Origin of the sequence: Kitasatospora sp. NPDC056446, assembly GCF_042796115.1 — a bacterium.
Classification (GTDB): domain Bacteria; phylum Actinomycetota; class Actinomycetes; order Streptomycetales; family Streptomycetaceae; genus Kitasatospora.
Genome location: NZ_JBHTRF010000014.1, coordinates 102,032 through 119,061, shown reverse-complemented (window position 1 = coordinate 119,061; position 17,030 = coordinate 102,032). Strand labels below are relative to the sequence as shown.

Below are 17,030 nucleotides of genomic sequence, written 5' to 3'. Positions count from 1 at the left end.
CGTGCGGGGCGGGGCCCCCCCCCCCGGGGGGGGGGGGGGGGGGGGGGGGGGGGGGGGGCCCGGCCCCCCCCGCCGGGCGCGCTCAGACCAGCGGGGTGAAGAAGAAGGTGTCGCGGCGGGTGATCAGGCCCTCCGGCGTCAGCTCGAAGAAGTCGGCGAAGCGCAGGTCGGCCGGGCTGCCGTCGTGCAGCGTGCCGCTGAACGTGCCGTGGACGGCGGCCAGGCCGTCGGAGGCGACGACCCGCTCCAGGACGTGCCGCCCCTCCTTGATCTTCCGCTCCTCGGCGTAGAAGCGGCGCACCCGCTCGCGGCCGACCAGCGGGTCGTAGCCGGGCCGGTGGTACGAGCCCTCGGGGGCGAAACGTCCGATCAGGCCGGCGATGTCGCCGGTGTCGACCGCGTCGTAGAACTCCTGGGCCTGTGCGAGGTTCATGAGGTCCTCCTCTGGGTGGGGGTGTGGCCGGCCAGCACGGCGCTGACGGCGGCGATCGGTTCCGGCTGCGTCATGGCGCCGTGGTGGCAGGCGAGATCGTGGGTCAGGACGGCGCCGGTGACGTACGGGCGCCAGTCCTGGGCGGTGGGCGCGTCGGCGGGCTTGCCGAGCGTGGCGTTGAAGTGGAGCAGGTCGCCGTCGTAGACCCCGGTGACACCGGAGTGGACGAGTCCGGCGTTGTTGGCGAAGACCGCGACCAGGGCGGCGAGTTGCCCGTCGTCCAGGCCGGAGAGCGGGCTGCCCTCGCGGTGCAGCACCGCCCGGACCCCGGACCGGTCCAACGTGCCGTCCGCCTCGGCCTGTTCGGGCACCGGGTGGCCGAGCGAGTCGAGCAGTCCGGCCAGTGTCCGGGACTCCTCGGCGTCGGCCGGGAGGCGGTCGGCCTCCGGGTGGGCGGGGAAGCCGTCCAGGACGGCGAGCAGCTCGACCCGCTCGCCCTCGGCCTGGAGCCGGACGGCCGCGGCGTGGGCGACCATGCCGCCGAAGGACCAGCCGAGCAGCCGGTACGGGCCGTGCGGGCGGACCTTGCGGATCTCGGCGACGTAGTCCTCGGCCATCTCGGCGATGCTCGCCGGGAGCGCGCCCGGCTCGGTCAGCCCGCGGGCCTGGAGCCCGTACACCGGGACGTCCGGGTCGAGGTGGCGCAGCAGGCCGGAGTAGACCCAGCTGATCCCGGCCACCGGGTGGACGCAGAACAGCGGGGTGGCGCCGCCGTGCGGGCGCAGCGGGAAGAGCACGCCGAGCGCGTCGCCCTCGCCGCCGCCGTCCAGCGCCTCGGCGAGGCCGGCCGGGGTGGGCGCCGCGAACAGGTCGCGGATGCCGGGTTCGACCCCGAGGGCGGCGCGGATCCGGCTGGTCAGCCGGGTGGCGAGCAGGGAGTGGCCGCCGAGGTCGAAGAAGTTGTCGTCGACGCCGACCGCGGCCAGTCCGAGGACTTCCGCGAACAGGGCGCAGAGCACCTCCTCGCGGGGGTTGCGGGGCGCGCGCCCGGTGCCGGTGTAGGCGGGGGCGGGCAGGGCCTTGCGGTCCAGCTTGCCGTTGGAGGTCAGCGGCAGCGCGTCGAGGACGACGACGGCGGACGGCACCATGTACTCGGGCACCCGCTCGCCGGTGTGCCGGCGCAGTTCGGCCGGCTCCGGCGCCTGACCGGGCCGCGGCACCACGTAGCCGACGAGCCGCTGGTCGCCCGGGGTGTCCTCGCGGACGGTGACCGCGCTCTGCTGGACCGCCGGGTGGGCGGCCAGCGCGGCCTCGACCTCGCCGAGTTCGATCCGGAAGCCGCGGATCTTCACCTGGTGGTCGACCCGGCCGGCGAACTCCAGTTGCCCGTCCGGGCGGCGGCGCACCAGGTCCCCGGTGCGGTACATACGGGTACCGGGCTCGAACGGGTCGGCGACGAACCGCTCGGCGGTCAGGCCGGGCCGGTCCAGGTAGCCGCGGGCCAGGCCGGAGCCGGCCAGGTACAGCTCGCCGACGACCCGCGGGGGCACCGGGTTGAGGTACTCGTCGAGGACGTACGCCCGGGTGTTGCGGATCGGGTGGCCGATCGGCGGGGTGCCGGCCCCGCCGGTCAGGTCGGCGGTGGTCGACCAGACGGTGGTCTCGGTGGGTCCGTAGCAGTGGACCAGCCGGGATCCGGCCTCCGCCAGCCGGGCCGCCAGGGCCGGCGGCAGGGCGTCCGCGCCGACCATCATCCGCAGGCCCCGGACGGCTTCGGGGTGCTCGTCCAGCAGCGCCTGCCACAGGCTCGGCGTGGCCTGGAACACCGTGACCCGGTGCCGTCCGATCAGTCCGGCCAGCAGCGCCGGGTCGCGGACCTCCTCCCGACTCGTCAGGACGGTGGCGGCGCCCTGCACCAGCGGCAGGTAGAGCTCGGGCACCGCCATGTCGAAGGCGGGCGTGGCCTGTTGGAGCATCACGTCGGCGGCGTCCATCGGCATCTCGTGGGCCAGCTCGGTCAGCAGGTTGACCACGCCCGGGTGGTCGACCACGACGCCCTTGGGGCGGCCGGTGGAGCCGGAGGTGTAGATGACGTAGGCGGTCTGTGCCTCGGCGTGCGGGACGGGCGGCGGCGCGGTGTCCGGCCGGGTGGCCAGGGCCGTGCGGGCGGCGGCGCCGTCGAGGGCGAGCACCGGGGCTCCGGCGGCGGCGTCCGTCCACCCGGCGTCCGCGCCGGCCGTGTCGGTGAGCAGCGCCACCGGGCGGGCCTCGGCCAGGATCTGCCGGATCCGGTCCGCCGGGTGGCCCGGGTCGACGGGGACGTAGGCCGCGCCGGTCTTGAGCACCCCGAGCAGTGCCGGCAGCAGGTCGGTCGAGCGGGGCACGGCCACGGCGACCAGCCGGCCCGGTCCGGCGCCGAGCGCCAGCAGGTGGTGGGCCAGCCGGTTGGCCCGGGCGTCCAGTGCGGCGTAGGTCAGCGCGGTGTCGCCGGAGCGGACGGCGACGGCCTCCGGGGTGCGGGCCGCCTGGGCCTCGACCAGCCCGTGCAGGGTGGTCGCCGGGACGGGGTGGCGGGTGTCGTTCCAGGCCGCCAGCTCGCGCCGGGCGGCGGCGGAGAGCACCGGCAGCGCGCCGATCCGCGCGTCGGGGTCGGCGGTGACCGTCCCGAGCAGGGCGAGCAGCCGGTCGAGCAGCCATTCGGCGGTGGAGCGGTCGAACAGGTCGGCGGAGTACTCCAGGGCGGCGGCCAGGCCGGTCACCGTGCCGTCGGCGTCGCGGACCTCGGTGAAGTTGAGGTTGAGGTCGAGCTTGGCGGCGCTCAGCTCGAAGGGCTCCGCCTCGACCGGCAGGCCGGCGAACTCGGCGTCCTCCACGGCGTGGTTGTGCAGGGCCAGGACGATCTGGAACAGCGGGTTGCGGGCGGCGACCCGGGCCGGGTTGAGGACGTCCACCAGGCGCTCGAAGGGGACGTCCTGGTGCTCGAAGGCGGCCAGGTCGGTCTCCCGGACGCGGGCGAGCAGCTCGCGGAAGGTCGGGTTGCCGGACAGGTCGGTGCGCAGCACCAGGGTGTTGACGAAGAACCCGACCAGGCCGTCCAGGGCCTCGTCCGTGCGGCCGGCCACCGGGGTGCCGACGGTGACGTCGGTCCCGGCGCCCAGCCGCGACAGCGCGGTGGCGACAGCGGCGTGCAGCAGCATGAACAGGGTGACGCCGTTGGACCGGGCGAGTGCGGCGAGGTCCCGGTGCGCGGCCGCGTCGAGGACGGCGTGCACCGTACCGCCGGTGTGCGAGGGGACGGCCGGGCGGGGCCGGTCCACCGGGAGGGTGATCTCCTCGGGCTGGTCGGCCAGGGCCTCCTTCCAGTAGGCGATCTGGGCGGCCATCAGGCTGTCCGGGTCGCTCTCGTCGCCGAGCAGTTCGCGCTGCCACAGGGTGTAGTCGGCGTACTGGACCGGCAGCGGCTCCCAGCCGGGTTCCCGGCCGGCGCAGCGGGCCCGGTAGGCGGTGGCGAGGTCGCGCATCAGCGGGGCCATCGAGGAGCCGTCGGTCGAGATGTGGTGGATCACCAGCAGCAGGACGTGCTCGTCGGGGGCGACCACCATCAGGTCGGCGCGCAGCGGCAGGTCGGTGGTGACGTCGAAGCCGCGGCCGACGGCGGCGGCGATCGCCTCGGCGGGTCCGTCGGCGGTGCAGTCGTGGACGGTGAGGCGCAGCCGGCCGGTGACGTCCGGGACGACGTGCTGGCGCGGGACGCCGTCGGTCTCGGGGTGGAGGGTGCGCAGCGACTCGTGCCGGGCGACGACGTCCAGCAGGGCCCGTTCCATCGCCGCGGCGTCCACCGGCCCGTGCAGGCGGTAGGCGAACGGGCAGTTGTAGTAGGCGTTCTCGTTGGTCCGTTCGATCCGGTTGATGAACCAGAGGCGCTGCTGGGCGAAGGAGAGCGGGACGTCCCCGGTCCTCGGCCGGGGGGTGAGCGCGGTGCGGACCCGGCCGCGGCTGTCCAGCGCGGTGGCGACGGCGCGGACGGTCGGGTGCTGGAACAGCTCGCGGATGGTCAGTTCGGCGTCCAGGGTGGTGCGGATGCGGCTGATCAGGCGGGTGGCGAGCAGCGAGTGGCCGCCGAGGTCGAAGAAGCCGTCGTCGATGCCGACGTTCTCCAGGCCGAGCACTTCGGCGAACAGCGCGCAGAGGATCTCCTCGCGGGCCGTGCGGGGGGCCCGGCCGGTGGTGAGGGCCGCGTAGTCGGGGGCGGGCAGGGCCTTGCGGTCCAGCTTGCCGTTGGGGGTGAGCGGCAGCGCGTCGAGGACGATCACGGCGGACGGGACGAGGTGCTCGGGCAGGTGCGCGCCGAGGCTCTCGCGGACCCGCGCCGCGTCGAGGCCGGGCTCGCCGACGGCGTAGCCGACGAGGCGCTTGTCGCCGGGGGCGTCCTCGCGGGCCAGGACGACGGCCTGCCGTACGCCCTCGCAGCGGGACAGCGCGGCCTCGACCTCGCCGAGTTCGATCCGGAAGCCGCGGATCTTGACCTGGTGGTCGGCGCGGCCGATGAACTCCATCAGGCCGTCGGCCCGCCAGCGGGCCAGGTCGCCGGTGCGGTACATCCGCTCCCCGGGGGCGAAGGGGTCGGCGACGAACCGTTCGGCGGTCAGCCCCGGCTGCGCTGCGTAGCCGCGGGCCAGGCCGGGCCCGGCCATGTACAGCTCGCCGGCCACGCCCGGCGGGACGAGGCCGAGCGCGTCGTCCAGCAGGTACACCCGCTTGTCGGCGATCGGCCGGCCGACCGGCACCGAGGCGCCGTCGGCGTCCTGCGGGCGGATCCGGTGGCAGACGCCGAGGATCATGTTCTCCACCGGGCCGCAGACGTTGACCAGCCGCAGCCCGGGGTTGCGCTCCAGCAGCCGGCGGACGTGGGCCGTGGAGGCCGCCTCGCCGCCGGTGAGGACCTGCGGCAGGGCGGCGAGGGCGTCCGGGTGCTCGTCCGCCATGACGTTCAGCAGGCTCGCCGACAGGAAGACGGACGTGATCCCGTGCTCGGCCACCAGGGCCTCGATGACGGCCGGCTCGGGCCGCTGGCCCGGGTGCAGGACGCACGTGGCGCCGGAGAACAGCGCGCTGAACAGCTCCAGGGCGAAGCCGTCCCAGGACACCGGGGAGGACTGGAGCCAGACCTGCTCGCGGCCGAAGTCCGCGAAGTCCTGGCCGACCAGTGTCGCCACCAGCGCCCGGTGGGAGGCCACCACGCCCTTGGGCCGGCCGGTCGAGCCGGAGGTGAACATCACGCAGGCCGTGTCGTCCGGGCCGACGGCCAGGCCGAGGTCGTCGCCGGAGTGTGCGGCGATCCGCTCGGCGTCGGCGTCCAGCCGGACGGTGCGGCCGGCCGGGAGCAGGTCGGGCCGCCCGCCGGTGGTGACCACCGCGGCGGCGTCCACCTGGTCCAGGACGGCCTGCCAGCGGTCCGCCGGGAAGTCGGTGTCCAGCACGGTGTAGCCGGCCCCGGCCTTCAGGGCGCCGAGCACCGCCACCACGAGGTCCACGCCGCGTTCCACCAGCGCGCCGACCACCTGGCCGCGCCGCACGCCGACGGACCGCAGCTGCCGGGCGACCCGGTTGGCCCGGGCGTTCAGCTCGGCGTAGGTGACCTTCCGGTCCGCGAAGACCAGCGCCGTCGCGTCCGGGGTGTCGGCGGCCCAGGCCTCGACCACCTCGTGGGCGAGGGTCTCCACCGGCTCGCCGGTCCGGCCGTTCCACTCCGTCAGCAGTGCGCGTTCGGCGCCGCTGAGCAGGTCCAGCTCGCCGACGCGTACCTCGGCGCGGTCGGCCACCGCCTCCAGCACCCGCACCAGGCAGGCGAGCAGCCACTCGGCGGTGGTCCGCTCGAACAGGTCGGCGGAGTACTCCAGCGTGCCGGCCAGGCCGGCCGGGGCGCCGGTGTCGTCCCGCAGTTCGGAGAAGATCACGCCGAGGTCGAACTTCGACCGCTCCCAGCCGAAGTCCTCGAAGGCCGCGTCGACGCCGGGGAACTCCAGGCGTGCCTCGGCCATGTTCTGCACCTGGAGCAGCACCTGGAACAGCGGGTGCCGGGAGCCCGAGCGGGCCGGGTTGACCAGCTCCACCAGCCGTTCGAAGGGGACGTCCTGGTGCTCGAAGGCGCCCAGGTCCGCTTCCCGGACCCGCTCCAGCAGGGCGCGGAAGGTCGGGTCGCCGGAGACGTCGGTGCGCAGCACCAGCGAGTTGACGAAGAAGCCGACCAGGTCGTCCAGCGCCTCGTCGGTGCGCCCGGCGACCGACATGCCGATCGGGATGTCGGTGCCCGCGCCGAGCCGGGACAGCGTCGCCGCCAGCGCGGACTGCAGGAGCATGAACAGGGTGACGCCGCTGTCCCGGGCCAGGGCGGCCAGCGCGCGGTGCGCGTCCGGGCCCAGCTCGGTGCGGACCACGCCGCCGGCCGAGGAGGGGACGGCCGGGCGGGGCCGGTCCGCCGGGAGCGTGAGCTCCTCCGGCAGCTCGGCCAGCATGCCGCGCCAGTAGTCGAGTTGGCGGGCGAGCAGGCTGTCCGGGTCGGTCTCGTCGCCGAGCAGCTCGCGCTGCCACAGGGTGTAGTCGGCGTACTGGACGGGCAGCGGCACCCAGGCGGGGGCCCGGCCGGCGAGCCGGGCCTCGTAGGCGGCGGTCAGGTCGCGCAGCAGCGGGGCCATCGACCAGCCGTCGGTGGCGATGTGGTGGAAGGTCAGCGCGAGGACGTGGTCCTCGCGGGCGACCCGGAGCAGGTCGGCGCGCAGCGGCAGGTCGGTGGTGACGTCGAAGCCGCGGTCGATCGCGGTGGCGAGCGCCTCCTCGGGCCCGGTGGCGGTGCAGTCGTGGACGACCAGCCGCAGCCGGCCGGAGACGTGCTCCAGGACGTGCTGGCGCGGGACCCCGTCGGTCTCCGGGAAGACCGTGCGCAGCGACTCGTGCCGGGCGACGACGTCGAGCAGCGCCTGTTCCAGGGCGAGCGCGTTCAGCGGGCCGCGCAGGCGCAGCACGATCGGGCTGTTGTAGGCGCCGTCGGGGCCGTCGAGCCGGTTGATGAACCAGAGCCGCTGCTGGGCGGAGGAGAGCGGGACGTCCCCGGTGCGGGGGCGGGGGGTGAGCGGTGTCCGCACGCCGCCCTGGTGGTCCAGGGCCGCGGCCATGGTCCGTACCGTCGGGTACTGGAAGAGGTCGCGGATGCTCAGTTCGGCGTGCAGGGTGGTGCGGACGCGGCTGATCAGGCGGGTGGCGAGCAGGGAGTGGCCGCCCAGGTCGAAGAAGCCGTCGTCGATGCCGACGTTCTCCAGGCCGAGGACCTCGGCGAACAGCGCGCAGAGGATCTCCTCGCGGGCCGTGCGGGGGGCCCGGCCGGTGCTGCCGGCCGCGTAGTCGGGGGCGGGCAGGGCCTTGCGGTCCAGCTTGCCGTTCGGGGTGAGCGGCAGCGCGTCGAGGACGATCACCGCGGACGGCACCATGTACTCGGGGAGCTGCTCCCCGACCAGGTCGCGCAGTTCGGCCGGGTCCGGTTCGGCCGCCGGGTCGGGACCGCCGACGACGTAGCCGACGAGGCGCTTGTCGCCGGGCGCGTCCTCGCGGGCCAGGACGACGGCCTGCCGTACGCCCTCGCAGCGGGACAGCGCGGCCTCGACCTCGCCGAGTTCGATCCGGAAGCCGCGGATCTTCACCTGGTGGTCGACCCGGCCGGCGAACTCCAGCTGGCCGTCCGGGCGGCGGCGCACCAGGTCGCCGGTGCGGTACATCCGGGTACCGGGCTCGAAGGGGTTGGCGACGAACCGTTCGGCGGTCAGGCCGGGCCGGTTCAGGTAGCCGCGGGCCAGGCCGGGGCCGGCGACGTACAGTTCGCCGATGACGCCGACCGGGACGGCGCCCAGCCGGCCGTCCAGGACGTACGCCCGGGTGTTGCGGATCGGCCCGCCGATCGGCGGGACGCCCTCGCCGCCGGTCAGCGGCAGGCTCATGGTGGCGCAGACCGTCGCCTCCGACGGGCCGTAGGCGTTGATCACCCGGCGGCCCGGCAGCCAGCGCGCCACCAGTTCGGCCGGGGCGGCCTCGCCGGCCAGCACCAGGGTCATGCCGTCGGGCAGCCCGCCCTCGGCGGGCTGCTGCGCGAGCGCGGCGGGCGGCAGGGTGACGTGGGTGACGGCCTGTTCGGCGAGCAGGGCGGCGAGCGGCTCACCCGGCATCAGCCGCGCGGCCGGTGCCAGGACCACGGTGGCGCCGCTCAGCAGCGCGGTGGTCAGCTCCGAGAAGGCGGCGTCGAAGCTCAGCGACGCGAACTGGAGCACCCGGCTGCCCGGGGTGATGCCGAACCGGTCGACCTGGGCGTCCGCCAGGTTGGCGATGCCCCGGTGGGTGACCACGACGCCCTTGGGGCGGCCGGTGGAGCCGGAGGTGTAGATGACGTACGCGGGGCGGGCCGGGTCGCCGGAAGCCGGGAGGTCGTCGGCCGGGTGGGCGGCCACCTCGGCGGCGATGTCCGCCGGGACCAGCACCCGGACGCCCTGCGGCGCCTCGGTCGCCCGGTCGGTCAGCAGCAGCGCCGGGCGGGCGTCGGCGAGCATGTACCCGATCCGGTCGACCGGGTAGGCCGGGTCGATCGGCAGGTAGGCGGCGCCGGTCTTGGTCACGGCCAGGGTGGCCACCACCAGGTCCACCGACCGGGGCAGCGAGAGCCCGACCAGGGTCTCCGGGCCGGCCCCGGCCGCGGCCAGGTGGCGGGCGAGCCGGTTGGCGCGGGCGTTCAGCTCCGCGTAGCTGAGGCTCTCGTCCTCGAAGACGACGGCCTCGGCCTCCGGGGTCCGGGCGACCTGTGCCTCGAACAGCTGGTGCAGGTCGCCGGCCGGGACGGGGTGGTCGGTGGCGTTCCAGCCGGCCAGGGCGCGCCGGTCGGCCTCCGAGAGCAGGGGCAGGGCGGCGATCCGGGCGGCCGGGTCGGCGGCGATCGCGCCGAGCAGCCGGACCAGGCAGGCGAGCAGCCGCTCGGCGGTGGTGCGGTCGAACAGGTCGGCGGAGTACTCCAGGGAGGCGGTCAGGCCGGCCGCCGCGCCCGTGTCGTCCCGCAGTTCGGAGAAGACCGCGCTGAGGTCGAACTTGGCGCGGTCCCAGCCCAGGTCCTCGAAGTCCGCGTCGACGCCGGGGAACTCGGGCCGCACCTCGGCGGTGTTCTGGAGCTGGAGCAGCACCTGGAACAGCGGGTGCCGGGCGCTCAGCCGGGCGGGGTTGACCAGCTCCACCAGGCGCTCGAAGGGCACGTCCTGGTGGTCGAAGGCGCCCAGGTCGGTCTCCCGGACACGGGCCAGCAGCTCGTGGAAGGTGGGGTCGCCGGAGACGTCGGTGCGCAGCACCAGCGAGTTGACGAAGAAGCCGACCAGCTCGTCCAGCGCCTCGTCGGTGCGGCCCGCGACCGACATGCCGATCGGGATGTCGGTGCCCGCGCCGAGCCGCGACAGCATCGCCGCGAGCCCGGACTGCAGGACCATGAACAGGGTGACGCCGTTGTCCCGGGCCAGGGCGGCCAGCGCGCGGTGCACGTCCGCGTCGACCTCGGCGGACACCACCCCGCCGGTGAAGGTGGCGACGGCCGGGCGGGGCCGGTCCGCCGGCAGCGTCAGCTCCTCCGGCAGCTCGGCCAGCATGCCGCGCCAGTAGGCGAGTTGGCCGGCCAGTCGGCTGTCCGGGTCGCTCTCGTCGCCGAGCAGGGAGCGCTGCCAGGCCGCGTAGTCGGCGTACTGCACCGGCAGCGGCCGCCAGTCGGGGGCCCGGTCGGCGCCGCGGGCCCGGTAGGCGGCGGCGAGGTCGCGCAGCAGCGGGCCCATCGACCAGCCGTCGGTGGCGATGTGGTGGCTGACCAGGACCAGCACGTGCTCCTCGGCGCCCAGCCGGATCAGCGTGGGGCGCAGCGGCAGGTCGGTGGCGAGGTCGAAGAGGTGCTTGGCGGCCCGGGAGACCTCGTCGGCAAGCTGTTGCTCGGTGCACGTGGTCTCGTGCAGGTCGACCGGTGCCTCGGCGAGGTCCAGGATGCGCTGGTACGGCTCGCCGTCGTGCTCGGCGAAGACGGTGCGCAGGGCCTCGTGCCGGCCGACCAGGTCGGTGAGGGCGGCGCGCAGGGCGGGCACGTCGAGCGGGCCGCGCAGGCGCAGGGCCAGCGAGCTGTTGTAGGTGTCGCTGGGGCCCTCCAGCCGGGAGACGAACCAGAGCCGGCGCTGGGCGAAGGACAGCGGCGCGGCGCCGGTCCGGGGCAGCGGCACCGGGGCGGGGCGGGCGCCGGCGAGGCCGTCGAGCAGAGCGGCGAGCCGGCCCGGGGTGGGGCACTGGAAGAGGTCGCGGATCCGCGGCTCGGCATCGAGCGTGGTGCGGATGCGGCTGATCAGGCGGGTGGCGAGCAGCGAGTGGCCGCCGAGGTCGAAGAACCCGTCGTCGACGCCGACGCTCTCCAGGCCGAGGACCTCGGCGAACAGCGCGCAGAGGATCTCCTCCTGCGGGGTGCGCGGGGCGCGGCCGGTGCCGGTGGCGGTGAAGTCGGGGGCGGGCAGGGCCTTGCGGTCGAGCTTGCCGTTCGGGGTGAGCGGCAGCGCGTCGAGGACGATCACGGCGGACGGGACCATGTACTCGGGGAGCTGCCTGCCGACCAGGGCGCGCAGCGCGGCCGGGTCCAGGGCGGCCGTTTCGGTGCCGCTCTCGCCGACGACGTAGCCGACGAGGCGCTTGTCACCGGGGGTGTCCTCGCGGGCCAGCACGACGGCCTGCCGGATGCCCTCGCAGCGCGACAGCGCCGCCTCGACCTCGCCGAGCTCGATCCGGAAGCCGCGGATCTTCACCTGCTGGTCCGCCCGGCCCAGGAACTCCATCACCCCGTCCGCGCGCCAGCGCACCAGGTCACCCGTGCGGTACATCCGCGTCCCCGGCTCGAACGGGTTCGCCACGAACCGCTCCGACGTCAACGCCGGCTGCGCCGCATACCCACGCGCCAGACCCGGGCCCGCCATGTACAACTCCCCCGCCACACCCGGCGGAACGAGGTTCAGGAAACTGTCGAGCACATAGACACGCTTGCCCGCGATCGGCCGCCCGACCGGCAGCGACACCGCCGAGGTGTCCGCCGCCAGTGCCGTGTGGCACATCGTGAAGATCATGTTCTCCACCGGCGAGTACCCGTTCACCAACCGCAGACCAGGACGCAGCTCCAACAGCTTGCGCACATGCGGCATCGACGCGGGCTCACCACCCGTCATCAACTGCTCCACCGAAGCGAACACCGCCGGATACACGTCCAACAGGAAGTTCAGCAGGCTCGCCGACACATGCACCGTGGAGACCTTGTGCTCCGCCACCAGCGCCTCGATCACCGCCGGCTCCGGCCGCTGACCCGGCTGCAGCACACACATCGCACCCGAGAACAACGCCCCGAACAACTCCAGCGCGAACGCGTCCCACGACACCGGCGAGCACTGCAACCACACCTGCTCACGCCCGAAGTCCACAAACTCCTGACCCACCAACGTCGCCACCAGAGCCCGGTGCGACGCCACCACACCCTTCGGCCGACCCGTCGACCCGGAGGTGAACATCACACACGCCACATCGTCCGGGCCGACGGCCAGGCCGAGGTCGTCGCCGGAGTGCGCCGCGATCCGCTCGGCGTCGGCGTCCATCCGGACGGTACGGTCGGCCGGGAGCAGCGCGGGGCGCTCGCCGGTGGTGACCACCGCTGCGGCGTCCACCTGGTCGAGCACGGCCTGCCAGCGGTCCGCCGGGAAGTCGGTGTCCAGGACGGTGTAGCCCGCGCCGGCCTTCAGCACGCCGAGGACGGCGGCCACCAGGTCGACGCCGCGCTCCAGCAGCACCCCGACCACCTCGCCGCGCTCCACTCCCGTGTCGCGCAGCTGCCGCGCCACCCGGTTCGCCCGGGCGTTCAGCTCGGCGTACGTCACCCGCCGGTCCTCGAAGACCAGCGCCGTCGCCTCCGGGGTGTCCGCGGCCCAGGCCTCGAACAGCTCGTGCGCGCACGCCTCCACGGGCACGCCCGCCGGGCCGTTCCACTCCTCCAGCAGCGCCAGTTCGGCGCCGCTCAGCAGGTCCAGCCCGCCGACGCGGAGGTCGGCGTCGCCGGCCACCGCCTCCAGCACCCGGACCAGGGTCGACGCCAGCCACTGCGCCGTCCGGCGGTCGAACAGGTCGGCGGAGTACTCCAGGGTGCCGGTGAGCCCGGCCGGCCCGCCCTGCTCGTCACGCAGCTCGGTGAAGACCAGGCCGAGGTCGAACTTGGCGGCGGTCCACTCGTACGGTTCCAGCGAGGCCTGGACGCCGGGGAGTTCGAGGGCCCCGCCGTCACTGGTCTGGAGCTGCATCAGCACCTGGAACAGCGGGTGCCGGGCGGCGGTGCGTTCGGGGTTGAGCGCCTCGACGAGGCGTTCGAAGGGAATGTCCTGGTGGTCGAAGGCGGCCAGGTCGGCGTCGCGGACCCGCTCCAGCAGTTCGCGGAAGGTCGGGTCGCCGGAGACGTCGGTGCGCAGCACCAGGGTGTTGACGAAGAAGCCGACCAGGTCGTCCAGCGCCTCGTCGGTCCGGCCCGCGACCGGCGTGCCGAGCGGGATGTCGGTACCCGCGCCGAGCCGCGACAGCATCGCGGCCAGCGCGGACTGCAGGACCATGAACAGCGTCGTGCCGTTGTCCCGGGCCAGGGCGGCCAGGGCCCGGTGGCTCGCCGCGTCGAGGCCGGCGGAGACGAGGCCGCCGGCGTGGCCGGCCTCGGCCGGGCGGGAGCGGTCGGCGGGCAGCGCCAGCTCCTCCGGAAGATCCGCCAACGCCTCACGCCAGTAGGCGAGTTGGCGCGACACCAGGCTGTCCGGGTCGCTCTCGTCGCCGAGCAGCTCGCGCTGCCACAGCGTGTAGTCCGAGTACTGCACGGGCAGCGGCTCCCAGCCGGGCTCCCGGCCGGCGAGCCGCGCCTCGTAGGCGGCCGTCAGGTCGCGCAGCAGCGGGGCCATCGACCAGCCGTCGGTGCCGATGTGGTGGCTGACCAGGACCAGCACGTGCTCCTCCGCGCCCAGCCGGATCAGGGTGGGGCGCAGCGGCAGGTCGGCGGCCAGGTCGAAGTGGTGTCCGGCGACCCGTGCGACGAGCCCGGCGAGCTCGTCCGCCCGGGCTTCGAGGACGGGCAGCTCCACGCCCTCGGAGCCGAGTCCGACGACGCGCTGGTACGGGCGCCCGTCCTGTTCGGCGACCACGGTGCGCAGTGCCTCGTGCCGCTCCAGCAGGTCCGTCAGGGCGGCCCGGAGCGCGGGGACGTCGAGCCCGCCGCGCAGGCGCAGCGCGGTGGAGCTGTTGTAGGTGGCGCTCGGCCCCTCCAGGCCGGCCAGGAACCAGAGCCGCTGCTGCGCGAAGGAGAGCGGCACCGGGCCCCGGTCGGCGGCCGGTCGCAGGGCGGGGCGGGCGGCGGCGCCGTGGTCGACGGCGGCGGCGAGGCCGGCCGGGGTGGGCGCGGCGAACAGCTCGCGGATGCCGAGTTCGGTACCGAGGACGGTGCGGACCCGGCTGATCAGGCGGGTGGCGAGCAGCGAGTGGCCGCCGAGGTCGAAGAAGCTGTCGTCGATGCCGACCCGGGCCACGCCGAGGACCTCGGCGAACAGCGCGCAGAGCACCTCCTCGCGGGGGGTGCGCGGGGCGCGGCCGGCCCCGGCGGTGCCGTAGTCGGGGGCGGGCAGCGCCTTGCGGTCGAGCTTGCGGTTCGGGGTGAGCGGCAGCGCGTCGAGCAGGACGACCGCGGCGGGCACCAGGTACTCGGGCAGGGTGCGGCCGACGAAGCGGCGCAGGGCGAGGACGTCGGCGGGCTCGGCGCCGCTCGGGACGACGTAGGCGACCAGGCGCTTGTCGCCGGGGGTGTCCTCACGGACCACGGCGGCGACCTGGCCGACGGCGGGGTGGCCGGCGAGGACGCCCTCCACCTCGCCCGGTTCGATCCGGAAGCCGCGGATCTTGACCTGGTGGTCGACCCGGCCGGCGAACTCCAGCTGGCCGTCCCGGCGGCGGCGGACCACGTCGCCGGTGCGGTACATCCGGGCGCCGGGCTCGAAGGGGTCGGCGACGAAGCGCTCGGCGGTCAGGCCGGGCCGGTTCAGGTAGCCGCGGGCCAGACCGGGGCCGGCGATGTAGAGCTCGCCGCGGACGCCGACCGGGACCGGCCGCAGGTGCTCGTCCAGCACGTGCTCACGGACGTTCCAGACCGGGCGGCCGATCGGGGGCGTGGCCGAACCGGTGAGCGGCAGGCTGAGGTTGGTGCAGACGGTCGCCTCGGTCGGCCCGTACGCGTTGATCATCCGGCGGCCGGCCGACCACTGCCGGACCAGGTCCGGGCGGACGGCGTCGCCCGCGACGATCAGGGTGGTGCCGTCGGGCAGTCCGCCCTCGGCGGGCTGCTGGGCGAGGGCGGCGGGCGGCAGGGTGACGTGGGTGACGGCCTGTTCGGCGAGCAGGGCGGCGAGCGGCTCGCCGGGCTGGATGCGGTCGCGGGAGGCCATCACCAGGGCCGCGCCGGCGGGCAGTGCCACGCAGATCTCGGACAGGGCGGTGTCGAAGCTGATCGAGGCGAACTGGAGCATCCGGCTGTCCGGGCCCACCTCCAGGTGCTCGATGTGCGAGCCGGCCAGCCCGGCGACTCCCTGGTGGGTGACCAGGACGCCCTTGGGGCGGCCGGTGGAGCCGGAGGTGTAGATGACGTACGCGGGTTGGCGCGGGTCGGTGGGGGCGAGCCGGTCGCCGTCGTCGAGGTTGTCGGCGCGCTGCCGGGCGACCTCCTCGGCGACGTCCTCCAGGACCAGCAGGGCGGTGCCCTCGGGGGCCGGGACGGTGGTCGCGCGGCTGGTGACGATCAGCACCGGGCGGGCGTCCTCGACCATGAAGGCCACCCGCTCGGCCGGGTAGTCCGGGTCGATCGGCAGGTAGGCGGCGCCGGTCTTGGCGACGGCCAGCAGGGCGGTCAGCAGGTCGACCGAGCGCGGCAGCGAGAGCCCGACCAGGGTCTCCGGGCCGGCGCCGGCGGCGACCAGCCGGCGGGCGAGCCGGTTGGCGCGGGCGTTCAGCTCCGCGTAGCTCACGGTCTCGTCCTCGTGGACGGCGGCGGTGCCGTCCGGGGTGCGATCGACCTGGGCCTCGAACAGTTCGTGCAGGCCGGCCGGCTCGACCGGGCGGGCGGTGTCGTTGCCCTCGGCCAGCGCCCGATGGTCGGCCTCGCCGAGCACCGGGACGGCCCCGACCCGCAGCCCGGGGTCGGCCGCGACCAGGGCGAGCACGCCGAGCAGGCGGTCCCGCAGCAGCTCGACGCTCTCCCGGTCGTACAGGTCGGTCGCGAACTCCCAGGCGCCGGCGATCCCGGCGGGGGTGCCGTCCGCGGCGTGCCGGGCGACGAAGGCGAGGGTGAAGTCGAACTTGGCGGCGTCGAACAGGAACCGGTGCTGGGCGATCCGCAGCCCGGAGGCGCCCTCCGGGGCGTCCTCCCCGGTGTTCTCCAGCATCAGCATGGTCTGGAACAGCGGGTTGCGGGCGAGCGAGCGCTCCGGCCGCAGGACCTCCACCAGCTGCTCGAAGGGGACGTCCTGGTGATCGAACGCGGTCAGGTCGGTGTCCCGGACCCGGCCGAGCAGTTCACGGAAGGTCGGGTCACCCGAGAGGTCGGTGCGCAGCACCAGGGTGTTGACGAAGAAGCCGACCAGGTCGTCCAGCGCCTCGTCGGTCCGGCCCGCGACCGGCGTGCCGAGCGGGATGTCGATACCCGCGCCGAGCCGCGACAGCAGCACCGCGAGGGCGGACTGGAGCACCATGAACAGGGTCGCGCCGCTCTCCTCGGCCAGGCCGGCCAGCGCCCGGTGCAGCGGTGCCCCGAGGTCCAGCTCGACGACCGCGCCGCGGTGCGAGGCGACGGCCGGTCGCGGACGGTCCGCCGGCAGCGACAGCTCCTCCGGGAGGTCGGCCAGGTTCTGCCGCCAGTAGGCGATCTGACGTGACGTCAGGCTGTCCGGGTCGCTCTCGTCGCCGAGCAGCTCGCGCTGCCACAGCGCGTAGTCCGAGTACTGCACCGGCAGCGGCTCCCAGCCGGGCTCCCGGCCGGCGAGCCGGGCCTCGTACGCGGCCGTCAGGTCGCGCAGCAGCGGGGCCATCGACCAGCCGTCCGAGGCGATGTGGTGCATCACCAGCAGCAGGACGTGGTCCTCGGCGCCGAGGGCGAACAGGGTGGGGCGCAGCGGCGCTTCGACGGTCAGGTCGAAGGGCCGCTGCGCCCGCGCCTCCAGCGCGGCGGTCAGCCCGTCTTCCGGGCAGGTGGCGCGGTCGAGCACGGGCCGCGCCTCGTCGGCGTCCAGCACCCGCTGGTACGGCTCGCCGTCGACCTCGGGGAAGACGGTCCGCAGCGGCTCGTGCCGCTCCGCCAGGTCGGCGAGCGCGGCCTCCAGGGCCGGGACGTCGAGCGGGCCGGTCAGCCGCAGGGCGACGGGGTTGTTGTAGGTGCTGCCGGAGCCGTCCAGTCGGTTGACGAACCACAGGCGCCGCTGCGCGGAAGACGGGGGAATCACGGGAA

At 75.0% G+C, this 17,030-nt stretch carries 2 protein-coding genes; both read right to left on the bottom strand.

What is annotated here, in order from left to right:
* Nucleotides 1-82 precede the first annotated feature (82 nt).
* Nucleotides 83-433 (bottom strand): nuclear transport factor 2 family protein, encoded by a 351-nt coding sequence (locus tag ACFQ6N_RS11750; RefSeq protein ID WP_380648620.1) that lies wholly within the window; start codon nt 431-433, stop codon nt 83-85.
* A complete protein-coding gene (locus ACFQ6N_RS11745; RefSeq protein ID WP_380648618.1) occupies nt 430-17,025 on the bottom strand; it encodes a non-ribosomal peptide synthase/polyketide synthase in 16,596 nt (5,531 codons plus the stop codon). The genes ACFQ6N_RS11750 and ACFQ6N_RS11745 overlap by 4 nt, the downstream gene beginning before the upstream one ends.
* Between the last annotated feature and the right edge of the window lie 5 nt (nt 17,026-17,030).